The sequence below is a fragment of the Microvirga arvi genome (assembly GCF_016892765.1).
GTDB classification, from domain to species: Bacteria; Pseudomonadota; Alphaproteobacteria; order Rhizobiales; family Beijerinckiaceae; genus Microvirga; species Microvirga arvi.
This window is the reverse complement of sequence record NZ_JAFEMD010000026.1, coordinates 1-24614: the sequence shown is the minus strand read 5'-3', so window position 1 is coordinate 24614 and position 24614 is coordinate 1. Positions and strand designations below refer to the sequence as shown.

Annotated in this window: 18 protein-coding genes and 1 pseudogene; 6 read left to right on the top strand and 13 right to left on the bottom strand. The window is 62.5% G+C overall.

Translation table 11 applies throughout. The features are described 5' to 3' along the window. Positions 1-10 precede the first annotated feature (10 nt). Complete coding sequence (locus tag ILT44_RS16835; RefSeq protein ID WP_204240762.1) at positions 11-1723, bottom strand: hydantoinase B/oxoprolinase family protein; 1713 nt, start codon at positions 1721-1723, stop codon at positions 11-13. Next, positions 1720-3768 carry a hydantoinase/oxoprolinase family protein gene (locus ILT44_RS16830; RefSeq protein ID WP_204240761.1) on the bottom strand — a complete coding sequence of 683 codons (2049 nt, stop codon included), beginning with the start codon at positions 3766-3768 and terminating at the stop codon, positions 1720-1722. The genes ILT44_RS16835 and ILT44_RS16830 overlap by 4 nt, the downstream gene beginning before the upstream one ends. A 287-nt stretch (positions 3769-4055) precedes the next feature. Here ILT44_RS16830 and ILT44_RS16825 point away from each other — a divergent pair, with 287 nt between their 5' ends. After that, complete coding sequence (locus tag ILT44_RS16825; protein ID WP_204240760.1) at positions 4056-4247, top strand: hypothetical protein; 192 nt, start codon at positions 4056-4058, stop codon at positions 4245-4247. A 58-nt stretch (positions 4248-4305) separates the two neighbouring features. Here the strand turns inward: ILT44_RS16825 and ILT44_RS31915 are convergent. Continuing rightward, positions 4306-5461 (bottom strand): annotated as a pseudogene (locus ILT44_RS31915) (IS5 family transposase). Between the two features lie 100 nt (positions 5462-5561). Between ILT44_RS31915 and ILT44_RS16810 the strand changes: the two are divergent. Continuing rightward, the gene (locus ILT44_RS16810; protein WP_204240757.1) at positions 5562-5705 is read left to right on the top strand and encodes a hypothetical protein; all 144 of its coding nucleotides are present in this window, start codon (positions 5562-5564) and stop codon (positions 5703-5705) included. Positions 5706-5891: 186 nt separating this feature from the next. Here the strand turns inward: ILT44_RS16810 and ILT44_RS16805 are convergent, their stop codons facing one another. From ILT44_RS16805 to ILT44_RS16795, 3 genes are read right to left on the bottom strand one after another with little or no spacing between them, the layout of a single operon-like run. Further along, positions 5892-6818, bottom strand: a complete 927-nt coding sequence (locus ILT44_RS16805) for a dihydrodipicolinate synthase family protein (protein WP_204240756.1) — start codon at positions 6816-6818, stop codon at positions 5892-5894. Further along, positions 6818-7525, bottom strand: a complete 708-nt coding sequence (locus tag ILT44_RS16800) for a ribonuclease activity regulator RraA (RefSeq protein WP_204240755.1) — start codon at positions 7523-7525, stop codon at positions 6818-6820. Before ILT44_RS16800 ends, ILT44_RS16805 begins: the two co-directional genes overlap by 1 nt. Positions 7526-7536: 11 nt before the next feature. Next, entirely contained in the window at positions 7537-8322 is a 786-nt protein-coding gene (locus ILT44_RS16795; protein ID WP_204240754.1) for an SDR family oxidoreductase, read from the bottom strand. 96 nt (positions 8323-8418) lie between these two features. On the opposite strand from ILT44_RS16795, the gene ILT44_RS16790 reads away from it, so the two are divergent. Both ILT44_RS16790 and ILT44_RS16785 read left to right on the top strand, forming a co-directional pair. Then, on the top strand, positions 8419-9282 hold the full coding sequence (locus ILT44_RS16790; protein ID WP_239468309.1) for a LysR family transcriptional regulator: 864 nt from the start codon (positions 8419-8421) through the stop codon (positions 9280-9282). Positions 9283-9449: 167 nt separating this feature from the next. Continuing rightward, positions 9450-10148, top strand: coding sequence for an IS6 family transposase (locus ILT44_RS16785; RefSeq protein WP_204240816.1), 699 nt, complete (start codon positions 9450-9452; stop codon positions 10146-10148). 243 nt (positions 10149-10391) lie between these two features. On the opposite strand, the gene ILT44_RS30955 is transcribed toward ILT44_RS16785, so the two are convergent. Beyond that, positions 10392-13037: an EAL domain-containing protein gene (locus tag ILT44_RS30955; RefSeq protein WP_204240752.1), complete on the bottom strand. Its 2646-nt coding sequence runs from the start codon at positions 13035-13037 to the stop codon at positions 10392-10394. A gap of 287 nt (positions 13038-13324) precedes the next feature. Here ILT44_RS30955 and ILT44_RS30950 point away from each other — a divergent pair, with 287 nt between their 5' ends. Then, positions 13325-14746: a DUF6351 family protein gene (locus ILT44_RS30950; protein ID WP_307826533.1), complete on the top strand. Its 1422-nt coding sequence runs from the start codon at positions 13325-13327 to the stop codon at positions 14744-14746. Here ILT44_RS30950 and ILT44_RS16770 read toward each other — a convergent pair. From ILT44_RS16770 to ILT44_RS16745, 6 genes are all read right to left on the bottom strand, one after another. Then, positions 14734-15426: a Crp/Fnr family transcriptional regulator gene (locus ILT44_RS16770; RefSeq protein ID WP_204240751.1), complete on the bottom strand. Its 693-nt coding sequence runs from the start codon at positions 15424-15426 to the stop codon at positions 14734-14736. The two genes, ILT44_RS30950 and ILT44_RS16770, sit on opposite strands and share 13 nt — an antisense overlap. Before the next feature lie 95 nt (positions 15427-15521). Continuing rightward, positions 15522-17282, bottom strand: a complete 1761-nt coding sequence (locus ILT44_RS16765; RefSeq protein ID WP_204240750.1) for a histidine kinase famiy protein — start codon at positions 17280-17282, stop codon at positions 15522-15524. A 103-nt stretch (positions 17283-17385) separates the two neighbouring features. After that, the gene (locus ILT44_RS16760; RefSeq protein WP_204240749.1) at positions 17386-20325 is read right to left on the bottom strand and encodes a GAF domain-containing hybrid sensor histidine kinase/response regulator; all 2940 of its coding nucleotides are present in this window, start codon (positions 20323-20325) and stop codon (positions 17386-17388) included. Beyond that, positions 20322-20513 carry a type II toxin-antitoxin system ParD family antitoxin gene (locus tag ILT44_RS16755; protein ID WP_204240748.1) on the bottom strand — a complete coding sequence of 64 codons (192 nt, stop codon included), beginning with the start codon at positions 20511-20513 and terminating at the stop codon, positions 20322-20324. Before ILT44_RS16755 ends, ILT44_RS16760 begins: the two co-directional genes overlap by 4 nt. A 250-nt stretch (positions 20514-20763) precedes the next feature. After that, positions 20764-21807: a sensor histidine kinase gene (locus ILT44_RS16750; protein ID WP_204240747.1), complete on the bottom strand. Its 1044-nt coding sequence runs from the start codon at positions 21805-21807 to the stop codon at positions 20764-20766. Then, positions 21791-23308 carry an ATPase domain-containing protein gene (locus ILT44_RS16745; protein ID WP_204240746.1) on the bottom strand — a complete coding sequence of 506 codons (1518 nt, stop codon included), beginning with the start codon at positions 23306-23308 and terminating at the stop codon, positions 21791-21793. Before ILT44_RS16745 ends, ILT44_RS16750 begins: the two co-directional genes overlap by 17 nt. Positions 23309-23565: 257 nt before the next feature. Here ILT44_RS16745 and ILT44_RS16740 point away from each other — a divergent pair, with 257 nt between their 5' ends. Then, entirely contained in the window at positions 23566-24363 is a 798-nt protein-coding gene (locus tag ILT44_RS16740) for a Crp/Fnr family transcriptional regulator (RefSeq protein WP_204240745.1), read from the top strand. Positions 24364-24614: the final 251 nt, after the last annotated feature.

Below are 24614 nucleotides of genomic sequence, written 5' to 3'. Positions count from 1 at the left end.
ACGCGACGCCTCATTCCCTGAGGGCGAGGGCTTCAGCAACCTTGCCGGCGCCGTAATCCCGTTCGGCCGCCGCTCGGCTCACCTTCCCCTGGCGCAGATCGGCCGCGAGGCTCTCCACACTGCGCTCCCGCGGGTCACCGTTGCCTCCTCCGCCGAGGGTCTCCACGCGGATGGTCTCGCCCGCCTCGAGCACGAGGCCCGAGGCCTTCGAATGAAGCACCTCCTCGCGGTCCGTTCCTGGATTCCGCAGGATTCGCGTGACGCTCGACGGCAGGCCGCCGTGCACCCCGGGGGCCGGGATGATATGTGCGTCCGAACGTGCGGAGAAGATCGTGTTGCTTTCCCGGATCCGGATCTGCCGCGCCATCCCCATTCCGCCGCGGTAGTGGCCGGCTCCCCCGGAGTCCGGAACGAGGCAGTATTCCTCAAGGAGAAGCGGATATTCGAGCTCCAACGCCTCCGCCGGCAGATTCGTCGAGTTGACCGTGTGGACATGGACGGCATCCATGCCGTCGCGATCGGCGAAAGCGCCCGCACCGCCGCCCATGCTCTCAGGGTACACGTAGGTGGTCTTGCGCCGGGGATGCCACCCGGAAACCGAGATGGCGGACGTGGAATCGTTGCAGGACGCCATGCTCTGCTCAGGCGGGAGCGCTTGGTAGAGGGCGCCGAAGACGGCTCCGCACAGGCGGTTCGACGTCACAGCGCGGGCTGCCACCGCATGGGGTGGCCGGGGGTTGACGATGGATCCCTCTGGCGCCCTGATCCGGATGGGGTCGATGCTGCCCTGGTTCGGCATCAGGCCAGGATCAAGAACCGCGCGCACGCAGTAATAGACGGAGGCCTTCAGCGCACTGTCGGGAAGATTGATCGCCCCCCTCGCCTCCGGGCCGGAGCCGTCAAAGTCGAGTTCGAGGGTGTCGCCCGAGATTCGGGCCGTGCAGACGATAGGGACCGGCTCCCCCGGGAAACCGTCGTCGTCCATGGCCCGTGCGAAGCGGTACTCGCCATCCGGGAGGGCGGCGATACGGTTGCGCAGGCGTCTGCGCGTATAGGTGAGAATGTCCTCGATGGCTTGCGCCACCGCCGTCCAGCCCATGCGGTCGACAAGTTGCAGCAGCATGGCGCCGCCGCGCAGGTTCGTCCCCACCTGGGTGCGAAGATCGAGAAGCCGCTCCTCGGGATCGCGGGTGTTGCAGACGATGAGTTCCAGAAGATCCTCGTCGATCTCGCCGGCACGGGCGATGCGGATGACGGGGATCCGGATCCCCTCCTCGAAGATCGACCGCGAGACGCCCGACGTCGAGCCCGGCGTCCTCCCGCCCACGTCGGCATGATGGGCGATGTTTCCGCAGAAGAAGCGGACCACACCCTCGTGATGAACCGGTGTGATGATCGAGATGTCGGGCAGGTGGCTCCCGCCGGCCAGATAAGGATCGTTGGCGATGAAGGCGTCACCCGGCTTCATGGCGTCAAGGGGACAGCGGGCCAGGATGGTCTCAACCGCGCCGATCATCGCCCCGAGATGGATTGGGATGTGGTCGGCCTGAGCGATGAGTCGCCCGCGCGCATCGAAGAGGGCGGTCGAGCAGTCCCGACGCTCCTTGATGTTCGACGAGAAGGACGAGCGGATGAGGATCGATCCCATGTCCTCCGCGATGGCAAGCAGACGGTTGGAAAACACGTCCATCTGCACCGGGTCGGCAATCCGTTCTTCGCTCATGTCGGGATCCTCAACAACAGATTGCCCCAGGAATCAATGATGCCGCTCTGACCCGGCAGGATCACCGTCGTCGAACTCATCTCGTTGACGATCGCGGGGCCTTCGAACGCTACGTTCACCGGCAGCTTTTCCCGCTGATAAACGGTCGCCTCCACCCACCCGCGGCGGCGATCCACATAGATCCGGCGCCAGCCCGTGACGGCGTCCCGGAGCGAGACGCCCCCCTCGACGGGAACCTGCGGCGCCTTCTCCACCGCGCCCAGCGCCTGCACCCGGGCGGACACGAACTCGACGGGACGGTGTTCGATGGCGTAGCCGTATTCCTTGACGTGGGCTGCGTGAAAGCGGGCAATGACCTGCGGCAGATCCTCGGGTCCGAGGCCTTCGCATTCCACCTTCACCTCGAAGTTCTGCCCCTGGTACCGCGCATCAATGATGCGGCGGAAGCGGCGCTGGCCGGGCGGGACGGCCTCGCGGTCGAGCCAGGCCCGGGCATCCTCCTCCATCGCAGCAAACAGGCGGAGAACCGCGCGCCAAGCCTCGTCGGAGGCCTGCGCATAGTAGCTCCGCACATAGTCCGAGGTCAGGTCCGTAAGCAGCATGCCACGGGCACACAGGGTGCCGGGCTCGCGTGGCACGAGCACTTGCGGAATGCCGCATTCGACAGCCACATCGGCCGCGTGGAGCGGCCCGGCGCCGCCGAACGCACATAAGGCGAACTGGCCGATGTCGTAACCTTTCTCGACGGAGACGGATCGAATCGCCCGGCTCATATGCGCGTTGGCAATCTGGAGGATTCCATGGGCCGCCTCTTCAAGGGTGAGCCCGAGCGGCCTGGCGATCCGGTCTGCGATGGCGCGGCGCGATGCCTCGACATCCACCTGCATCCGGCCGCCGAGCATCATGGCGGGATCGAGGCGTCCGAGGCAGAGATTGGCATCCGTGATGGTCGGTTCCATGCCGCCCTTGCCATAGGCCACCGGCCCGGGAGAGGCCCCCGCCGAGCGGGGACCGACCTTTAGGGCTCCGGCATCGTCGATGGATGCGATCGAGCCGCCGCCCGCGCCGATGACGTGGATATCGAGCATCGGCGTCTTGACGGGATAGCCCGCCACGAGCCGTGCGCTCGTGAAAAGCGGAGCGCTGCCGGCGATAAGCGACACATCCGTTGACGTGCCGCCGACGTCGAAGGTGATGAGGTTCGGGAAGCCCGCCACACGGCCGATCTCGGCCGCACCGACGACTCCGGCGGCAGGCCCCGAGACGCAGGTGCGAACCGGGCTGTCCTTTACCGTGTCGACCGACATCAGCCCGCCGTTGGAGTGGATCGTGTAGGGATCGGCCGGAATCCCGATATCCCTGACGCGGGATTGGAAGCGTTCGAGATAGCGGCCCATTTTCGGGCCGACGAAGGCATTGACAACGGCCGTCGACATCCGCTCGAACTCGCGGAACTCTGGCAGGATGTCGGACGAAGCGGTAACGTAAGCGTCCGGCAGGATCGCACGCACGGCTGCGACAGCGCGTTGCTCATGCTCAGGTCGACGGTAGCTGTGAAGAAAGCAGATCGCGACGCTCTCCACCTCCTGAGCCGCAAGCGCCGCAACCGCATCGCGAAGCGATTCCTCATCGAGCGGCAGGAGCGTCTCCCCATCCGGGCCGATGCGCTCGGCGACCTCCACGCGCCGGTTGCGCGGAATGAGCGGCGGCGGCTTTTCTACGCGGTAGTCGTAGATCGAGGGGCGTGCCTGTCGCCCGAGTTCCAGCACGTCACGGAAGCCCTTGGTCGTCAGAAGACCCGTGCGCGCCCCGCGCCGCTCAATCACGATATTCGTCGCGACCGTGGTGCCGTGCCCAAGATAGGCTACCCTCCTCGCGTCTATCCCGAATTCGGCAAAGGCCAGCCTCAAGCCTTGCTCAATCGCTTCGGAAGGATCATGAGGCGTCGACCCTACCTTAAAAAACCGGATCTCACCGTTCGACGGGTCGAGTAAGGTGAAGTCGGTGAATGTGCCACCGACGTCTACTCCGATACGGTATCCCAAAGTCCCACCCTCTCATCTTCAAGACCGTATTACAATCATACAAACTTGTGCCCGTAAAGCCGCTTTCTTGTGTTCAGCTTGCTTGGATTGATCATGCTGAGGTCAATGGATCGCGCCTTTCAGGTGACGTCCACACCTTTGCTGTGCTCCTTGAATGCCCCTGCGCTCATACTGGCAAACACGCCTTGCATGCTCGCTGGTCGGCCAAACTTGCCATTGCATAATATCTATTCCTTGTGGCATCGTTCCTGATCGAAAGTGCTTGAGCTATCGGGGCGGACTTCGCCATGACTCAGTATTATCAGAGTACGCTCTCCACCTTGGCTGAGTGGCTCGTCACATATTTCGCCGATGATTACACTTTGGTAGGCGAATCGAGCTCCAATGAAATGGACGCCTGTGAGAAAGCAGCTGAACTTGAGACAAAAGCAGATAGTCAGCTGCTTTGTGCTCATATCCCAAATGCCTTCGAAGCTTGAACCGAGTATTCATCAGCATTCGGCAGCAACACCACCAGACTCAATCCGACCTCATTATTCATCTCCGGCCCCATTTCTCGAATAGGGGCTTTGTTGCACGGATCGGATTGTGCACGCATTGAACGCGGCCCTTAGGTCGAATACAGGCGATGCGGACGCATTTCGGGCATCCAAGCTCAAGCATCCGGTTCAAGGCATGAACGGCGATGACGACCTCGGTCGTACGGCATTGATCCGTCCGGGAGCGCAAGGCGTCCCCGGTCGCTCGTTTATTAAGACGGCTTGGGTGATCTTGAACTGTGCCAGAGCCTGGCTGGGCTATCCGCCCCTATCCATGATCGCCGGTATTTCAACTGCACCCAAGCCGTCTCAGTAAGTCGGCTGATGGCAGTCCCCACCAGGGCTCGTCGCGTGTACCCGGACCGCTTCTTCCAGCCCATGCGTCCATGCTCGGCAATGCTTTGGAGATGCCGGTCGCGCTGGGTCAGTGCGCACTCTGCCATCTCGCTTGGTCCCGCTGTTGATCGGGGTGGAACGATCACGTGAGCAGCTGGATGACGTTGGGCAACGGTGCCGTAGAGACCCGCCTGATCGTAGGCTCCATCCCCGACTAACGAAGCAAGTGGGCCTAGGATCTGCTCGAGCAAGGGACTGACCTGCGAGCTATCAACGGCATCGCTGCTAGTCAGCTCTGATGCTATGATCTGTCCCGTGTCAGCATCGACACCCATATGCAGCTTGCGCCAAGATCAGCACCTTCGGGTGCCGTGTTTCTCGACCAACCACTCACCAGATTCGCAAAGCCGCAGGCCCGTGCTGTCGACCAGAAGGTGAATAGGTCCTGTCGAACTCGGACGTGGCTTTGGAACCTCCAAGCTTGCGGCGCGGTGGCTCAGGGTCTAGTGATCCGGCACCGCCAGATCCAGCCCCAGGAGCTGAAGGATCGAGCCAATCAGGTCTTCCGTCTGGCGCAGCGCCAACCGGAACACCGCCCTGAGCGTCAGGGCTGTCATGATGGCCAGGGCCGAGTAGTGCGGCTGACCACCGCGTGTGGTGCGGGGCTGCGCTCGCCAAACGGCTATCGCCTCTTCTGTGAACCAGACTGTGAGGCTTCCGCGCTGGCGCAGGGCCGTATCGTACTCCGCCCAATTTGTGACCCGGTGCCGCTGCTTGCGGATGTGGTGCCGGCGAGCGATATTGGCCTTGCACGGCACGGCAGATATCCGACAGGAAGGGCGCAGGCCCGTATGTCACCCAGTGCCTGTTACCAACTCGCCTATCGGTGCAACAAAGCCACCAATCGCCATTGATGGAATGGTTATTGAGCCTAGAGATCTGATCCTCGGCGACGGCGGCGACGATGGCCTGCTCTGCGTTCCATATGACGCCACCGCCACGATATATGTCGATGTGAAGGCAAAGCAGGCGGCCGAGGAGAAGACCATGGCTGCGACTTAGGAAGGCCACGCTTCCAAGGCGTGGGTCGGCGAAACCTTGAAACGATTGGGACGTGAAGGGGTCTAGGATCCGGCTGTCTGAACGGCCGGCTGAAGCGCCAGCCGGCCGTTCTTTTCATAATCATGATCTAACTTTTTCCAAGTTCAACATTCGCAAAGCTATGCCTCGGCCTGTGTAGCGATTCCCTCAAAGCTTTGCGCGGGCATCGCGACGCGCTACGCGGGCCAAGAGATAGTCGATTTCGTCTTTTGCGGCTGCTGTCAGCCCACTCGCTGGCTTACGCTGAGCGTCACTTGCGATTGCGCCCCGCTTGTGCAGGATGTATTTGCGAACCGCGAGGCCGACGCCCTGCTGCTGTTCGTAACGGATTAGCGGCAGATGAGCGTCGAAGAGATCGTGCGCCTCGTCACGCTGGCCTTCCTTTTGCAGCCTGACGACGTCAACCAGCATATCAGGGAAGGCATAGCCGGTCATCGCGCCATCCGCGCCTCGCTCCATTTCGAAATCGAGGAAGAGGCCGCCGTTGCCGCAGAGAATGGAGATCGGCTTCATCTCGCCGGCGGTCTGGAAAGCACGCAGGCGCGAGATCTTCTCCAGGCCAGGCCAATCCTCGTGCTTTAGCATCACGCAGGAGGGATGATCCATCACGATGCGCCGGATGACGCTCGGTGTCATTACCACAGTGAGCGTCAGCGGATAGTCCTGGATGACGAACGGAATGTCGTCGCCGATGGCTTCAACGGCCTGCGCATAGTAGCCTATGATCTGATCGTCGGTGCGCAGAGAAGGCGGTGGCGCGATCATGACTCCCGCCGCGCCAAGATCCATGACATTACGTGCCAGGGATCGCATGGCGGCAAAGCCCGGAGCCGACACCCCGACAATGACGGGAACACCGGCGCGCTTCACCACCTGCCGGGTGATCGCGAGCGACTCTTCCGGCTCCAGTTTCGGCGCCTCGCCCATGATGCCGAGGATGGTCAGCCCAGTCACGCCGCAGCCGACATAGAAATCGGTGAGCCGATCGACAGACTCGGTATCGAGCCGGCCATCGGGATGGAATGGAGTGGCGGCAATGGCATAAACACCTGCCGCAGTACGATCGAGTTTCATCAACGTTGTCCCCTCTTCGCGGCCTCGTAGCGGGCCTTGGTTGCGGCGTTCGTCGGGTAGAGGCCGGGCAGCGGCACATCACGCCCGACCTCCTCCATGATCCAGGCCTCCATGCGCTCCTGCTCCGGCGCCTCCGCCAACACCTCGCTTACGAGAGCCGCCGGAATGAGCACCGCGCCATCGTCATCGACGACAATCACATCGTCCGGAAACACGGCGACGCCGCCGCAGGCAATCGGCTCCTGCCAGCCGACAAAGGTCATCCCGGCCACCGAGGGCGAGGCCGCGACGCCGTTGCACCAGACCGGTAGACTAGTGGAGAGAGCACCGGCGACATCACGCGCGACCCCGTCGGTGATCAGGGCGGCGACGCCGCGCTTGGCCATGCGAGCGCAGAGAATGTCGCCGACGATGCCGGCATCGGTCACACCCATGGCGTCGACGACGGTGATGGCTCCTTCCGGCATGGCCTCGATGGCTGCTCGGGTGGAGATCGGCGACGCCCAGCTCGCCGGAGTGGCGAGGTCTTCGCGGGCGGGAACAAAGCGTAGCGTGAAGGCAGGGCCGACAATCCGCGGCTGATCGGGCTTCAATGGCTTCATGCCACGCAACCAGACGTTCCGCAGACCTTTTTTGAGCAGGATCGTGGTCAATGTCGCGGTCGAGACCTGCCGCAGGATCTCAATGACGTTCTGATCGAGAGCCAACTCGAGATCTCCTAAATGCTTTGGATGAGGCCGCCGTCGACGCGGATGACCGAGCCGGTGACGTAGGAGGCCCGCTCACTGGCCAGAAAAGCCACGACGTCCCCGTATTCCTGCGGATCGCCATAGCGCCCAATCGGGATCGAGGCGGTGCTCTCCGCCGCCACATCGGCCACCGGTCGGTTCTCGCGCTTGGCCTTCTGCTCATCGAGGAAGGTGATGCGTTGCGTGGCGATCCGTCCCGGGAGGACGATGTTGGACGTGATGCCATCGCGGCCCACTTCCCGGGCCAGCGTCTTCGACCAGCCGACCAGCGAAAGCCGCAGCGTATTGGAGATGCCGAGATTGGGAATGGGAGCCACCACACCGGATGACGTGGAGGTGATGATCCGGCCCCACTTCCGTTCGCGCATGCCCGGCAGGACCCGGTCCGTGATTGCAATGACGGAAAGAACCATCGACTGGAACTGTGCCAGCCATTGGCCGGGGTCCTGACCGGCGACAGGCGTCGGCGGCGGGCCGCCCGTATTGTTCACCAGAACGTCGACGGCGCCGAAATCGCGCTCGATACTTCCGATGTTGCCGTCGATCACCGACAGATCCGCGAGGTCCCAGACCAGTTCCAGCGCCTGTCCTCCAGCGCTCTTGATCGCGTCGACCGTCGCTCCCGCAGCATCGCCATTCAGGTCGGCGACGACGACCTTTGCGCCCTCCCCCGCCAAGGTACGGGCGATCGCACCCCCGAGTCCGCCGCCAGCGCCGAAGACCAATGCGGTTCTATCTCTAAGCCCAAGATCCAAGATGCTTCTCCCAACGTAAATCGCGGGAAAGATGCAAGACTTGAACAAAAAAGAAAATCTGGACTCTACTATCTTCAGAATATACTTTTCCTATCGATGGATACGCGCTTTCTGGAAAGTTTTCTCACTGTTGTGGAGTCCGGATCGATGGCCGAGGCGGCGCGTCGGCTGGGACTGACGCCGGCCGCCGTCGCACAGCGCATTCGCGCCCTCGAAGAAGAGGTTGGGACATCGCTGCTGTCGCGGGCGGGGCGTACGGTCCGCCCTACGGAAGCGGGAAACGCCATCCTTGCACGGGGTCGGCACATTCTGCGCGAGGTTCGTGAATTGCGGGCTTTGGCAGGCGGAGAGATGGTCGCCGGCGAGATCCGCCTCGGTGCCATCTCGACGGCGCTGACCGGGCTGCTGCCTGCGATCTTGGCCCGGCTTGTCGCCGATGCTCCGATGCTGGACCTCTATGTGGTGCCTGGGACATCAGTCGAGTTGTATCGCCGAGTGATGGAGGGCGAGATCGATGCAGCCATCGTGGTCAAGCCCCAGTTCACCCTTCCCAAGGCGCTCGACTGGCACTTGCTGAGGACTGAGCCGCTGATCGTACTGGGTCCAGAAGGGACTGCCGCCCGCGCCCCGCATGACCTCCTGCGCAGCGAACCCTTTATTCGCTATGACCGAAATCATTGGGGCGGACGCCTTGCGGATCTCTATCTCAGGCAAGCCGGAATCCGACCGCGCGAGCGGCTGGAACTCGACGCGTTGGAAGCTATAGCCGTGATGGTCAGCAAGGGGCTCGGCGTATCTCTGCTTCCGGACTGGGCTCCTCCTTGGCCGGCGGGGGTCTCAATCGCAAAAATTGCTCTTCCGTCGAATGCGCCGGAGAGGCATATTGGCCTCGTCTGGTCCCGCACGTCGTCTCGAATAAGGCTGATCCGAGCGTTGCTGACCGTCACGACACAACTTTAGGCGTACCCATCTTCTGCCGCGATGCGGCGGCATTCTCAACGACACCACCAGACCAAGCCTGCGAGCAACCCGCTTTGGTGCATCGGTTATTTTTGGTGGTTCCGTCGCAAACCTTTTGTTTCATAGTTTCAGCTACGGTGGCTGCCGTCACAGCAGTGGAGACAGGGATGTTCAAGGGCAGGCATTTTGATCGATCGGTAATCCTGCTCTGCATCCGTTGGTATCTGGCTTACAACCTCAGCCTCCGAAATTTGGAGGAGATGATGGCCGAGCGCGGCATCTGCGTCGATCACGCAACCATTCACCGATGGGTTGTCCGGTACTCGCCCGAACTTCTGAATCGCTTCAACTCACGCAAGAGAGTTGTCACCAGCAAGTGGCACATCGACGAGACATACATCAAGGTCCGCGGGCGATGGATGTATCTTTATCGAGCGATCGACAGCAATGGCGATACGGTCGAATTCTGGTTCAGCGAACGGCGTGATCTCACCGCTGCCAAGCAGTTCCTGCGCAAGGCGCTCAAGCGCCATGGCCGGCCCGAGCGGATCGTGATTGACGGCAGCCCGACGAACCGCGAGGCGATCCTGTCCTGCGATACCGCAGACCGGCTCGAGAACAGATCGCGGCGTGACCTGAAACCCATTCGCATCCGGCAAAGTGCCTATCTGAACAATCGCATCGAGCAGGATCACCGCGCTGTCAAAAGGCGGGTGCGTCCGATGCTTGACTTCAAGTCCGCTGACAGTGCCCGGGTGATCCTGGGTGGAATCGAGATGGTTCACATGATGCGCAAGCAACAGGCGAAATACGCCTGCAATCGGCAGCCGTCGCTCGCCGGGCAGTTCGAACTGCTCGCTGCCTAACCGCGCTACCGAGCGTCTGCCCTTCTCTCGTCCGTTCTCCGAATTTGCGACGAAACCCTGTGCTCCACATCAACATGCGAAATCGTCCCTTCGAACGAGGTGAAGTCTTAACAGGTTGAATATGAACAGCCAATGATGGGCTCATGTCATAACTAAGGAAGGCTTGGACCGCCCAGCGCGGGACCATCCTTACATGACCCGATCGATCTTCACCTTTGACCAATAGATAGTGGATCGCTGGCGTTAGGCCTCGGCCCGGATTTCATGATCTACCATGATCTCCTCGAAGGGCTCAGGCCTGTGGATCGCGTAGCCCTGGGCGAAAGTGATCCCCATGGACGAGACCAGATCGAAGGTCGCCTGATCCTCGACGAACTCAGCGACCGTCTGCGCGCCCAATTCTTTGGCAATCTGGTGAATGGATTTGACGATGTAGAGATCCACCGCGTTCGTCGTCATGTTGTGAACGAAGCTGCCGTCGATTTTGACAATATCGACCGGGAATTGGCGCAGGTAGTTGAACGAACTCAGGCCCGCGCCGAAATCGTCCAGCGCAATCTGGCACCCCATTTCCCGCAGCCTACCGACTGTTGCGGCTGCCACAGCCATATTGCTGACCAAGGCCGTTTCGGTGATCTCGAAGACCAAGATTTCTGAGGCAACACCGGTATCCTCAAGAACCTCGATCACGTGAGCTACGAACGAAGCATCGCCGATCGAGGCTGCCGACAGGTTGAGATGGATCCGGGTGTGCCGATCAAGGCCCCCTGCCCGTCCAATCATGGTCAGTGCTTCTTGGACGACCCAGCGGTCGATGGCTCCAATGAGATCATACCGTTCCGCTGCTGGGATGAACACGGATGGCGGGATGATCGTCCCGTCCTTGTCGACCATCCGCACCAGGATCTCATACCGCTCCTGGATCGTGCCCACGCACGCGACGATCCTTTGAGCAAACAACCGGAGCCTACCCTCTTCTATGGTCAGTTTGATCCCGGCAGCGACAGCGATCTCACGGTGGCGATCAACCGCTTCGCTCTGCTCGGGTCGGTAGATGCTGACCCGGTTCCGCCCGGCCATTTTGGCCGTCAGGCAGGCGACATCCGCCTGAGCGAGGACAGCGCTTGGGGAACTGATGCTCGGCGTGATCTCGGTCACCCCGATGCTGGCCCCGACACTATAGCTGCGATCCTCCCACGGGAACTGGATCGCACTGGCCGCAGTATTGAGGTCCTCAAGGATCACTGTCGCATCATCAAGGGAACATCCGTGCAGGATGATGCCAAATTCATCCCCGCCGAGCCGGCCGATGACATCGCCTTCGCGGAGGAAATTAGGCAAGGCTCCCGCCACGCCTCGCAACAAGGCGTCGCCGGCGACATGACCGGCGGAATCGTTGATGATTTTCAGCCGGTCAAGATCGACAAAGGCCAGGACATGCCTGATGCCCGTGTCACGGCTTTCCGCCAGGGCCTCTTCAAGCTTCTGCTCGAAGGCTGATCGGTTTAGGAGGCCCGTAAGGTCGTCATGGGTCGCGTTGTATCTGAGTCGCTCCTCAGCTTCGCGTCGGGCCGTGATATCCTGGAATTGCACGATCAGATAAGTGGGCCGCCCCGCCTCGTCACGAACCAGGGAGGACGACCGAAGGACCCACACCTCGGTGCCATCCTTGCGAACAAAGCGCCGTTCCGTCGCTGCAAAGTCTGTCTCACCCCTTAAGAGAGCGCCATCATCTGGAGGCGCATCGTCCGGATGGGTCAGGTCTGCGGCGGTCCGCGATAGCATCTCCTCTTCCGTAAATCCGAACAGCCGACAGAAGGCCGGATTGACCTTGAACACGGTCTCATCGAGGCGCAGCAACGCCGTTCCGATGCCGGCGCCCTTCATGGCTCCGCGAAAGAGCGCTTCGTTGTGCAATGCCTCCCGGTGCGCCGCTTTCCTCCGGCGAAACTCCCGGCGCAGGCTGAGAGCCAGGGCAATCATGGCCCCGGTCAGGACAAGCACGATGGCGCCAATCGTCAGGGCTCGGTTCCACCAGGCGGCATAGACATCTTGCAGCGAGCGTCCCACGCTGATCGTCAAGGGGAAATCCCCGATCTGGGTGAACGTATAGAGTCGCGGGACCCCATCGATTGGCGAGGAGCTGGCCTCATATGATCCTGAACGCTGCTGCGGATAGTAGCGATAAATCTCCGCCCCGCTGACGTCCGTGCCGAGATGCTTCTCGTCGAATGGCTCGCGCACGAGCAGCTTCCTGTCCGCTCGCATGAGCGACATGGAGCCATTCCGTCCCAGGTCCATCCTGCGGAACAGATCGGTGAAGTAGTCCAAGCCCAGGCCGACATACGCGATCCCGGCGAACCGCCCATCCGGGTGAGAAAGCCGCCGACTGAACACGAGGCCCCATCCAAGACCGACCGGGCTCTTGATCGGCAGCGAAACATAAAGCCCTACATCCGGACGATCGCGGTGGACGCTAAAATACTGTAGCTTTGCGACGTTGATGATGTTCGGGTCCGTGAAACGGGAGTGATACCGAAGCCTCCCGTTCTCATCGACAACGGCGATGGCTGCAAAGTACTGCGCGGTCGCAACCTGATCGAACAGCAGCTGGCGCTGAAGGTCAGAGCCCAGTTCGGTGAAGCCCGGCTGATTGACCCGGTCGATAACCTTCTGGATCGTCAGATCGATGATCTCGATATTGCGGGAGATGTCTCGGCTCACCGACGCAACAAGATTGCTCGCGGCTGACCTCGCCTGATCAGATGCTTTCCCCCGTTCATCGTAGACGAGGGCCGCGCAAAACAAGTTGAAGACCGCAGCCAGAACCAGAACGTTCAGGACCGGGTGGCGAGCAAGCAGGTTCTTACACCAGGAAATGGAGATCACGAGGCAATATCTTAGAGAGGAGCATCGGGCGGGACTTCAACGACATGTGTGCATCACAGGCCACAATCCGGCCCTGATCGAAATAAGCCAGATAAGCCTCTGGAAATCCATTCGACAAAGGAAATGGGGTAAATGATCGCGCCCGGATCGGAAGCGGTGAGAGCCTTGGCGCACGTCGTGTTGTAAAACATTTGATCCATTGAGAAGAACACCCGGTCCTCTAACCTCTTTCCTCCCAGATACGCGCAAGCGGCAGCGATAGCCGCAGCCAAGGGAGAGGAACGAGTATGAACGCCTTCGAACGCCCGCTTCTGGCCACCGCGGTGCTTTGGGTCGGCATCATTCCGGCTCACGCACAGAATGCCTCCAGCTTCACCGCGACACCGTCCGATGCCCCCTTTCGCTCGACGCCGGTGTCCCCGCAGATGGCCTGCACGGCCATCGTGCGACTGGTGCTCCCGGAGGTGATCTACCTCAAAGCGAGACACGCGGAAGCGACTGACCAGCACCCTGCCCACTGCCAAGTCACGGGGGTGATCCAGCCGGAGATCCAGTTCGAGATCACCTTGCCGGATGCCTGGAACCGGCGTCTCTACATGTTCGGCAATGGCGGCTATGCGGGTGAGAACCTGGCAGAAGCCAGCCGGCAGGACACCCGCAACTCCGCTCTGCGACAGGGCTTTGCCGTGGTCCAGCAGAACAGCGGCCACGATGCGCGGGCTCAGCCGCTCGGCAGCTTCGCCGAGAACAACCTCGGCAAGCTCGTGGACTATGCTTCGCGCGGGGTCCACGTCACCGTCACCAGGGCCAAGGACCTGATCCAGGCCTACTATGATCGTCCCCCCTCCTACTCCTACTGGGATGGCTGCTCCACGGGTGGGCGTCAGGGTCTCATGTCGGCTCAGCGCTACCCGGGCGACTTCGACGGCATCCTCGCCGGTGCCCCGGTGCTCGATTTCACCGGAACCCAGCTCTGGGATGTGTGGAACGCACAGGCCTTGGCAAAGGCGCCTATCTCAATCCGGCAACTTCCTGTGATCGCCAAGGCCGTGCTGGACAAGTGCGATGCAGTCGATGGGGCCAAGGACGGTCTGTTGGCCGACCCGCGCCAATGCTCCTTCAATCCGGCCCAGGACCTGCCGAAATGCACCGAAGACCAGACTGGTGATCAGTGCTTCACCCAAGCCCAGGTTGAGACGCTTCAGGCCATCTATGGTGGCGTGAAGAGCAAGGGTGAGGTCATCTTCCCCGGCCAGCTTCCGGGTGCGGAGCCTGCGGATGCCAGCGGCGCGAGTGGCTGGAAAGAGTGGATCGTCACCATCCAAACTGATCGCGGGCGCGAGTTCTTCGCCGAAGCGGTTCAGCAGCGGTTGATGGACTGGGCGATCAAGTTTCGGCCGATCCCGCCCCGCTCGCCCCATCTGAACGGCAAAGTCGAGCGGACGCACCGCGCGGATCGGGAAGAATTCTGGGACACGGTTGATCCCAAGGATCCGGAGATCGAAGTGAAATTGGCCGAATGGCAGCATCACTGGAACTGGCATCGGCCGCACACCGCACTGGGCGGTCAGTCTCCGATCGACCGAGTCTGCGAACTCCTCGACAAGACTCCGCTCGGCGAAGCTGTTGAGGCGGCCTACGACGGCAGCCGCGAGCGCATCAGGATTGCCGATTATCGGCTGGATACTGCCCTGGCTCAGCTGAAATGATGTCCCCAGACCCTACAGGTCACCTGTGTTCCCTTGCTCCGGATCAGGCCCTTGGCCCGAAGCTCCTGGAGCACCCTGTTGACATGAATGTTGCTGGCGCCAATCGCATCCGCCAGTTCGCCTTGGGTGAACGGCAGATCGAAGGTGTCACCTTCAGCAAGCCCCACTGCCTTCAGCCTCACCCGAAACTCGCACAGAAGGTGAGCCATCCGCCTGAAGGCTTCGCGCCGACCAACATTCAGCACCCACTCCCGAAAGATGGAGGCATCCACCAAGGTCTCGCGCCAGAGGGCGGCGGTGATCCGGGAATAGCGCGCGCAGACGCGGCGCAGGTCCTCATGCTGGATGAACCCGACCGTGCAGGGCGTGACTGTGGCGAGGCTGTTGTCGAGCACCTTCAGGTGCAGACTTTGTAGGTCAGGCATGTCCTCGGGCACGTGGAAGGCTACGATCTGACGCTTGCCCTCTGTAGTCAGCTTGTAGACACAGGTGTAACCCTCCACCAGCAGGCAGCACTGCGATGGACGGTCGCCGACGCGCACGATGTCCTGGTCGGCCTTGAGGACCTGAAGCTGCACCGGCAAGCCCTGGAGCGCTTGCTTCTCATCATCGGAAAGGCGGAAGATGCTCTCCAGCTTGCGGATCATCAGGGTATGAGGAAAGTGGGGACCTGCTGTCATTCCGAGGCTTCCTGCGTCCAGCGCAGGAGTCTACTTCCTGCCAACCTGTCGCGCCAGTGTGCCACAGGCGACCCAGGACGGACTGTCGTTCCGGATCAGCCTTCGTGCCGTGGCCCCCGCGATGAGCCTGCTTGAGGCACCCGCCGTTCCTTCCCACGGTTGTTGAGAGCAGTCCGGACCCGGTCGGCCAGATCGGACCGCCGATATGGCTTGCCGATCACATCGGCTCCGGCCGAGGCCTTTCCCTCGGTCAGCAGGTCATTGTTGTAGCCCGTGGTCAGGAGAACTCCGATGCCGGGCGAGCGCTCGCGGATGGCGTCCGCCAAGGCCAATCCATTCATGCTGCCCGGCATGACCAGATCGGTGAACAGCAGGTCGATCCCGCCTTCGGCCCTGTCGAACACGGCGAGCGCCTCATCGGCGTCACGGGCGGTCAGGACGGTGTACCCGAGGGCCGTCAGGTGCTCGCAGGCGAGGTCGAGAACGTCGTTGCTGTCCTCGACCACGAGGATCGTCTCCGCCTGCCCCCTTGGTTCCGCCTGCGCCAGGTTCTGGACCGGCTGACGCGGGACTTGCGCCTGTGTCTCGGCTGCGGGGAAGAGCATGCGCAGTGTTGTGCCCTTGCCGCGCTCACTCTCGATCTCCAGACGACCGAGGGATTGCTGCACGAAACCATGCACCATGGCCAAGCCGAGCCCGGTGCCCTTGCCCTGGCTCTTGGTGGTGAAGAAGGGCTCGGTTGCCCGCTCCAGTACATGCGGCGGCATGCCCTCGCCCTGATCGCTGATGGTGAGCGCAACGTAATCGCCGGGGGGCAGGTGGTGGGCCGGAGCATCACCGTTCAGGTGAACTTTGGACGTGCCGATGGTGACGGTGCCACCCTTCGGCATGGCGTCACGGGCGTTGATCAGCACGTTGAGCACCGCCATCTCCAGATGTACTGGATCAACGAGGGCCGGAGGAACCCGGGAGCGCAGGTTGAGCTCGATCTCGATCTGCGGGCCGACCGAGTTCTCCAGCATATCGCCGAACTCGGTGATCAGGGTGTTGAGGTTCGTCGGCTTTGCCTCAAGGCGCGTCTTGCGGGCAAACGCCAGAAGCTGCTTCGTCAGCTTCGATCCGCGCTCGGCCGCCCGACTGGCATTCTCCAGCGGGCGGCGCAGGGACTCGTCCTGAGTGCGTGACAGCGCCAGCTCCAGGTTGCCCGAGACCACTTGCAGAAGATTGTTGAAGTCATGGGCCAGACCCGCGGTGAGCTGGCCGATGCTCTCCATCTTCTGCGCCTGGCGGAAGGCCTGCTCGGAGGTGCGCCGCCGGGTCACGTCGAGCTGGGAGGCAAAGAAGTAGAGGAGCTTGTCGTCCTTGTCGAAGACGGGCGCGATGAAGCAGGCGTTCCAGAACGGGGTTCCGTCGCGCTTGTAGTTCAGGAGCTCGACTGAGACAGCGTGGTTCTCAGCGATGGCTTCCCGAAGCTCGGCAACGGACTCGCGGTCCGTGTGGGCGCCCTGAAGGAAGCGGCAGTTGCGTCCGAGCACCTCCTCCTCGGTGTAACCGGTGAGATCCTGGAAGGCGCGGTTGGCAAAGACGATGGGGTTGTCCGGCTGGTTCGGATCCGTGAGGATGATCGGCATGCGGGTCATCTCGATGGCAGCGAAGAAGACGTTCCCCCGCTCGCCAAGACCCGGTTTACTGATCGTGGCCTTTTGCCAGTGGTGGATGCCCGGACCGCCAGTCGGATTGTACGACACGTTCTCGTGCTCGCCCGCGGCGGGCGTGCCAATGCTCTGACCATCGCCCTGGATGTCCAATCCGGAGCTCTGACGACCTTGTTGTTCGCTGTACTTATCGTGAGTCATGACAAACCTTGCGAGCCCGGTTCAATCCAGGGCTCGTCTGATGATTGCAAACGGATCGGAAGGGCAAGCAGCTCCGACTTGGTGGAGCACTGGAACACGGTCGTCACTGTGAGGAATGCCGGCCTCCCGTCAGACGTCTCAGGATCCGCGACAGTTCCTCGGCCGCATAGGGCTTGTGCAACAGCTCGAAGCCATGCAGGCCCTTCTCCGCCAGCACATGGCTGTAGCCTGAGGTCAGGACAACCGGCAGGCCGGGCTGGCGCCGCCGGATCTCCTCGCCGAGCTCGATCCCGCTCATCCCGGGCATGACCACGTCGGAAAAGACAACATCGAAACTATCCGCCTTTTGCAGCAGCGCGAGCGCCTCGTCAGCGTTGGCGGCCCAGGTTGTCTCGTACCCAAGATCCTGGAGGACCTGGGTTGAGAAGCGGCCCACCTCGACGTTATCCTCCACCACAAGCACCCGGCGGCCGCGCCCCTCCTCGGGAGCGGAGCCTGTTGGCCTCTTGCGTTCCTCCCCGGCGGCGACTGTCTCATCAATGCGGGGCAGGTACAGGGTAAACGTGGTGCCGCGGCCGACTTCGCTCTCCACCGCAACGTCACCGCCGGACTGCTTGGCGAAGCCGTAGACCTGGGACAGCCCCAGACCGGTTCCCTTGCCCACCTCCTTGGTGGTGTAGAACGGCTCGAAGATCCGGATGAGCTGGTCCGATGCAATACCAACGCCGGTGTCCGTCAGCGAGACGGCCACGAACGGACCTATCCCGCCCCGGTGCCCACGGATCGCCGGCATCCCGGAGACCTCCTCGACCCGCACGATCAGCCGACCCGCGCCCTCCATGGCGTCGCGCGCGTTGACCACCATATTGACGAGCGCGGTCTCGAACTGGCTCACGTCGGCTTCGATCCGGCAAGGCTCGCTGGGCATCTCCATGACAATGCGAATGCGCGATCCCACGACCGTGCGCAGCATATCGGTGATGGCGCGGATGCGCTCGGCCGCGTCGAACACCTCAGGCTTCAGGGCCTGCCGGCGGGCGAAGGCCAGAAGCTGTCCCGTTAGCCGGGCGGCACGGTTCACGGTGTCAGAAATGGCATCGATGTAGCGCCGCCGCCGCTCGTCCGGCAGCCCCGGCTTGCGCAGCAGGTCCGTGGACGACTTGATAATGGTGAGCAGGTTGTTGAAGTCGTGCGCGACGCCGCCGGTGAGCTGGCCCACCGCCTCCAGCTTCTGCGACTGACGCAGGGCATCCTGGGCCTGACCCAGGGCTGCGGCAGCTTCTCTTTCAGCCGTGATATGCCGGCCATAGGCATAGACGAGGTCGCCTTCGACCGAGGTGTGCCAGGAGATCCAGCGCGGGGTGCCGTCCTTGTGGCGGTAGCGGTTCTCGAAGTTGGTCAGGTCATGCGCGGCCGCCGCTTCGTCGAGCCCGTCCTGCGTCAGGGTGGCGTCTTCCGGCCAGATGAACTCCAGGAAGCTATGACCGACCACCTCCTCCGGCTCGTGCCCGAGAATGGTCGTCCAGGCCGGATTGACGGCCCGGAAGATGCCGTCGGCGCCCACGATCACCAGGAGGTCGCGCGAGTTGCGCCACACCCGATCATACTCTTCAGTGCGCTCCGCGACTTGCTGCTCCAGCGAGGCCGCCAGCGCCTGCAAGTCCCGCTCGGCTTCCAGCCGCGCCACCGCCGTCCGGGTGCGCTCGGCCACCTCACGCACGAGAGCGAGTTCATCCTCTCGCCAGTCCCGCGCCGTGGCATGGTTGAGGAACAGCAGGGCAACGAAGTTGCCCCGTTCCGTCAACGGCATGTTGATGAAGGCTTGCGCGCTGATGGCCTTGAGCATGCCGGCCGTGGCGGCGGTGCGCGGATCCTGGTCCGCATCGGCGATCACGGCGGTCTCGCCGCGCTTGAGATCCTCGATGTACGAGCCATAGTCACGGAAATGCAGCACGCCCGCGATGCTCTTGATCCCGGGAGCATTCCAGTCACGGGCGATGGTGATGGTCTCCGAGGCTTTGTCGACCGTGCCATAACCGGCCCGGCTCACCTCCAGGGTGCGTCCGAGGATCTCAGCCGCAGCAAACGACAGTTCGTCCGGATCGCCGATGTCGCGGATGCGGTCACCGAGTTCGAGAAGGGCCCGGCGGTGGGTTTCAGCCCGGATCCGATCCGTGACGTCATACCCCTCGATGAAGATGCCTGTCACGGCACCGGTCGCGTCGGTCAGCGGCTGGTAGACGAAGTCGACATACCGCTCGTCGATGGAGCCGCCAGGTGCGGTTTGGGCGGCGTACTTCGCACCGATCAGGTTGAGAGCCTTACCGCTGCGGTAGACCTCGTCCAGCAGACCAAGGTAGCCCTGCTCGACGGCATCCGGCAGGGCCTCTGCGACCGTCTTGCCGATGATGGCGCGATGCCCGACCAGCCGCATGTAGGCGGGGTTGGCGAGCCCGAACCGGTGCTCGGGTCCCTCGAGCATCGCCACGAAGCCGGGCGCCTGCTCGAACATCCGGGTCAGGCGCTCGCGTTCGGCCAGGGTGCGGCGGTGAGCCAGAACCTTTTCGGTTGTTTCCTGAGCGACGCAGAAGATGCCCGTGATCCGGTCGTCGTCGCCCCGCAGCGGCGTGTAGGAGTAGCTGAACCAGCTCAGGTCCCGGTCGCGGCCGGCGAGCGCGAACGGCATGTCCTCGAACCATTGTGCCTCACCGGCGAGCACGGCCGCGTTGAGCGGACCCAAGGTCTCCCAGATCTCCGCCCACAACGCCGCCGCAGGCTGACCCAGCCCGGCCGGATGCTTGGTGCCGAGGATCGGAATGTAGCCGTCGTTGTAGAGCGAGATCTGCTCGAGGCCCCAGGCGATGTAGGCCGGCTGGCGCGCTTGGAGCATCAGACTGACTGCCGTCTTCAGCGCCTGCGGCCAGCGTGTGGGAGGCCCAAGTGGCGAGGCCGACCAGTCATGGGCCCGGATCAGCGCTCCCATCGTGCCGCCACCGGCCAGAAAGCCGGGAGGGGATAGGGTATCAGGCTTGGGGTTCATCATCCACCCGCCGGATCCAAGGGCAGAGCGGCGCCCTTGCGCCGGTTGCGCTGCTCCTGCCGCTGGAGCAGGCGCAGACTGGCCCGGACCACCTCACTGGCATTCTGGTACTGGCCGGAGGCGACCTGAGCGCGGATGAACGCGTTCAGCTCCGCCGTGAGGGAGACGTTGCGGGTCTGGTCTGTGGCCATGAACGGATGTCCGGTGAGTGAGGGCATCTAGTTGGCAAGAATTGACAATCAAGAGAGGCGCGGCGCGGCAAAAAAGGGTCGGAACAGCTTTCGAAGAATTCATCACGCTTCGAAGGGAAGGTGCTGGCGCTAATGGCCACAGCGCGAAAAGTCTATTCCATTCTGAAGCCAAGCCAGCGCCGGTTTGCTGGAATGCACCGGCACGCCGCGACGAAAGCGATGCAGTCAGTCATTAGGTGCGTCACAGTCGTCAATACTCCGGCACGAGCCGCTCCTCGATCAGCGGAATATCCATGTGGCACGACAACCCCTCACGGTTATAGGCGATGCTGATCGTTGCATGGCATTGATGGGTCAGCACCCGATGCAGCAACGTCGACCCAAAGCCCTTCCGCCGTGGCTGTTCGACCGGAGGTCCGCCGCGTTCCACCCAGTCGATGGCAAGACGACGCCCTGCTTCCAGATCCCGGACCTTCCAGGCGACAGAGATCTGTCCGCCTGGAGCCGAGAGCGCCCCATGCTTGGCCGCGTTCGTGGTCAGCTCGTGAACGGCCATCCCGATGGGCACGGCCAAGTCGGCGGATAACTCGACGGGCGGTCCATCAAGGGTGATCCGCCGCGCCCCGCCATCGTCGTAATGAGCAAGTTCGTTCCTGAACATCTCGATCAAGGGCGCAGTCTGCCAGTAATCCTCAGTCAGGAGGTTATGGGTGTTGGACAGCGAGACTATCCGATCCGCGAACGAGTGGTAGAATTCGTCCACAGAGTGCGTAGAGCGGGCTGTTGCCCCGAGGAGCCCCTGGACCGTCGCAAGGGTGTTCTTGACCCGGTGATGCAATTCGCGGATCAGCAGCGCTTGGCGCTCATGCGTCTGTTGCCGCTCCTTGAGGTGCGCCTCGACCTCCCTCTGCCGCTGCCGCGCCCGAAAGGCGGACCTCACAGCATTCACCAACACGGCCGGATGGAACGGTCGTTCCAGCACGGTAACGTTCCCGAGCAAGTCCGTCAGGTGCCCGACTGGCTCACCGCCGCGATGGGTGAGCAGGATGAACGGCAAGTCCGACCAGGGCGGTTGCCGCTCGAGCCACTCCGCCAGCTCGCGGCGGTCGGCACTGAGAAGGGCCTCCTCGGTGATGACCGCGCAGGCCGACGCGTCCAAGCCTGCAACAAGCGCCTCGAGGTTCGGGCAGGTCGTGGCGATGATCCCGACCTCGCCGAGGATCGCCGATGCGACCGCGCCATCTCGCCCGTGCGGGGCAAGGATCAGTACGGACACGTCATCGGCCTCCACCATCGTCAGTCTCACGCTCCTCAAGAAGCGAGGCGCGCTGGCCCTCGAACGTTGGCACGCCCGTCAACACACCCCGGAACTGCTCCAGCGGCGGACCAACGCGCAAACCCTGGCTGTCGATCCGGAACTCCCTGATCGTGTCCTCGTGCGCGCCCGTGCGCCGTTTCACCACCGACAGCGCCCGCCGGATGCGGCCGTTCGCCTCGAAAAAGCGCAGAAGCACGACGGCGTCGCTGAGATAGGTCAGGTCGATCGGCGAGACCATCTGGCCAACCATGCCGTGCTGGGCCAGGATCAGGATCGTCACCACCCCCTGCTGATTGAGGTAGGTGAGAAGCTCGTGCATCTGGAGGACGATGAAGGGCTGCTCCGGCATGGCGTTCAGGTAGCCGGTCAGGCTGTCGATCACGACAACCTTCGCGCCTCCTCGCTCGACGGCATCCCGCACCCGACCGGTGAACTCGCCGGGCGAGACGTTGGCCGGATCGATCTGCTCGATGCGAAGCCGCCCAGCCTCAACGTGAGGCGCCAGATCGAAGCCGACCCCCTTGGCTCTTTGCAGAAGAATACCGATGGTCTCGTCGAAGCTGATCATCAGGGCAGGCTCGCCCCGCTCCAGGGCAGCGCAGAGGTAGCCCAACGCCAAAGTGGACTTGCCCGCCCCTGATGGGCCTATGACCAGGGTGCTCGTGCCACGGCTCAGGCCACCACCAAGAATGGTGTCGAGTTCAGCGATGTCGCTGGGGATCGCATCGAAGGCAAAATCCCTGTGGTGATCAGCCGCCGTAAGGCGGGGAAAGATCCGCAGGCCGCCGCGCTCGATGGTGAGATCGTGGTAGCCACCCCGGAAGGCAGTGCCGCGCATCTTTGTCACCGTGATCCGGCGCCGTTCCGACCCGTACGCCGGCACGATCTGGTCGAGGCGGATCACCGCATGGCTGATGGAATGCAGGTTGAGGTCATCCTGGTCGGACGTGAGATCGTCGAGCATGAGAACGGTCGCATCGTTGAGCAGGAAATAGCTCTTCAGCGCCAGGACCTGCCGCCGGTAGCGCAGCGAGCCCTGGGACAGAAGCCGGATCTCCGAGAGCGAGTCGAATACGACCCGTTTTGGCTTCACCCGTTCGATCTCCGCCAGCGCCATCTGCACCGTCTCGCCGAGTTCCAGATCGGAGGAGTAGACGAGGCTCTGGTGTTGCTTCGGATCGAGGCTCAGTTCCGGCGGGACAAGCTCGAAGATCTCGATGCCCTCAAGGGACCACCCATGGCGCGAGGCGACGGACAGAAGCTCTCGTTTGCTCTCGGAGAGGGTAATGTAGAGGCAGGTCTCACCCGCCTCGACCCCGGCGAGCAGAAACTGCATTCCCAGCGTCGTCTTGCCAGAGCCGGGCCGCCCCTCAATGAGATGAGCGCGATTGGCGGCGTAGCCGCCGGCCAGAATGTCATCGAGCCCTGGAACCCCTGTTGGGATGGGTGCAGCATCGGAAAGCGACGGAAGCGTCATGGACAGTCTCAACAGATAAGCGGTTTCGGTTGGGTCAGTGATCGCCCCCCATGCTGCGCATCAGGTCCGGGTCCGTTTCACAGTCTGGTATGGTCGTCATTCAGGGGGCGCTTGCGCGTCCTTTTAGACAGGAGCTTTCGACCTGTCTGTCCACATGTGCACACATGGCCAAGGTTATGTTCAAAATTGAACGTAAGTTGCCGTGGCGCGTTGGACTTGCCGACGCACTGGAGAAAAGACGCCTAATGCACCCTCCAATGATCACCTCTCGTCTCAGGGTACGGATTGCCGGCAACAACCTGCTGAGCGCTCTCAAGCCGGAAGACCTCGCCATCTTGGCGCCGTCACTCCAGGAATGGGAGGGCGAAGCCGGGGGCAAGCTGTACCAACCAGGGGACGAGGTCAGGTTCGTATACTTCCCTTGCGGACCAAGTTTAGTTTCGTTCGTGGTGGAGCTTGAGGATGGCCTGACCGTCGAAACGGCGCTGATTGGACGCGAGGGGGCGGTCGGTGGGATCGTGAGCCAAGGACGCCTGCCTGCCTTTGCCCGCTCTGAGATCCAGTTCCCGGGCCCATTCCTGCGCCTGTCCACGGCTGACCTGGAGGAGTTCGAAACCCGATCCGCGAGCCTGCGCCATCTGTTTGCCCGTTATGCGGACTGCATGCTGGCGCAGGTGTTCCAGTCGGTGGCATGCAACGCGGTCCATACAATTGAGCAGCGCACTGTGAAATGGCTGCTGGCTGCCATTGATCGAACCGGGGATCACGACATTCCCCTGACGCAGGAGCAGTTGGCGAGCATGATGGGGGTTGGCCGAAGCTACGTGAGCCGGGTCATTCAGTCCCTGAAGCACCGGCACCTGCTGGAGACCCGCAGGGGTGGCGTTCGGGTCCGCGATCTGGACGCTCTGGATGCTTTGTCGTGCGGCTGCAACAACGCCCTGCGCCGCCACTTCGATCAGGTGCTGGCGGGGGTCTATCCGACTGTTGAGGAGAGTTCATCTCAAAAGGAAGAGGCAGGCAGTAGGCGCCCTGGGTCCCGGATGAAGGCCTAACGATCCCATGAGATGCTGCGGAGCGGTTGTGGCAGAACTGACATTCCTGCCAATGAACTGCACTGAGCGCCTTCATTGCGATATTTGGACGGTTATCGGCGGATGCCAGGCACACGCGGCTTGAGCGATGCACCTTGTCGCTCGTGCGTTCTGGAACACTGAAGTGTCCGGGTTGGGTCATCCTCTGCCGATCCCCTGACCTCCAGGAACGTCCGGTGTTCCTCGCGAGAGCAGACTTTGGGTCTACTTCC

Coding starts and splice junctions, on each gene's coding strand:
- ILT44_RS16835 (WP_204240762.1), bottom strand. CDS start 1,723: ATGAGCGAAGAACGGATTGCCGACCCGGTGCAGATGGACGTGTTTTCC.
- ILT44_RS16825 (WP_204240760.1), top strand. CDS start 4,056: ATGACTCAGTATTATCAGAGTACGCTCTCCACCTTGGCTGAGTGGCTC.
- ILT44_RS16810 (WP_204240757.1), top strand. CDS start 5,562: ATGGTTATTGAGCCTAGAGATCTGATCCTCGGCGACGGCGGCGACGAT.
- ILT44_RS16805 (WP_204240756.1), bottom strand. CDS start 6,818: ATGAAACTCGATCGTACTGCGGCAGGTGTTTATGCCATTGCCGCCACT.
- ILT44_RS16790 (WP_239468309.1), top strand. CDS start 8,419: ATGGATACGCGCTTTCTGGAAAGTTTTCTCACTGTTGTGGAGTCCGGA.
- ILT44_RS16785 (WP_204240816.1), top strand. CDS start 9,450: ATGTTCAAGGGCAGGCATTTTGATCGATCGGTAATCCTGCTCTGCATC.
- ILT44_RS30950 (WP_307826533.1), top strand. CDS start 13,325: ATGAACGCCTTCGAACGCCCGCTTCTGGCCACCGCGGTGCTTTGGGTC.
- ILT44_RS16770 (WP_204240751.1), bottom strand. CDS start 15,426: ATGACAGCAGGTCCCCACTTTCCTCATACCCTGATGATCCGCAAGCTG.
- ILT44_RS16765 (WP_204240750.1), bottom strand. CDS start 17,282: ATGACTCACGATAAGTACAGCGAACAACAAGGTCGTCAGAGCTCCGGA.
- ILT44_RS16760 (WP_204240749.1), bottom strand. CDS start 20,325: ATGATGAACCCCAAGCCTGATACCCTATCCCCTCCCGGCTTTCTGGCC.
- ILT44_RS16755 (WP_204240748.1), bottom strand. CDS start 20,513: ATGGCCACAGACCAGACCCGCAACGTCTCCCTCACGGCGGAGCTGAAC.
- ILT44_RS16750 (WP_204240747.1), bottom strand. CDS start 21,807: ATGGTGGAGGCCGATGACGTGTCCGTACTGATCCTTGCCCCGCACGGG.
- ILT44_RS16745 (WP_204240746.1), bottom strand. CDS start 23,308: ATGACGCTTCCGTCGCTTTCCGATGCTGCACCCATCCCAACAGGGGTT.
- ILT44_RS16740 (WP_204240745.1), top strand. CDS start 23,566: ATGATCACCTCTCGTCTCAGGGTACGGATTGCCGGCAACAACCTGCTG.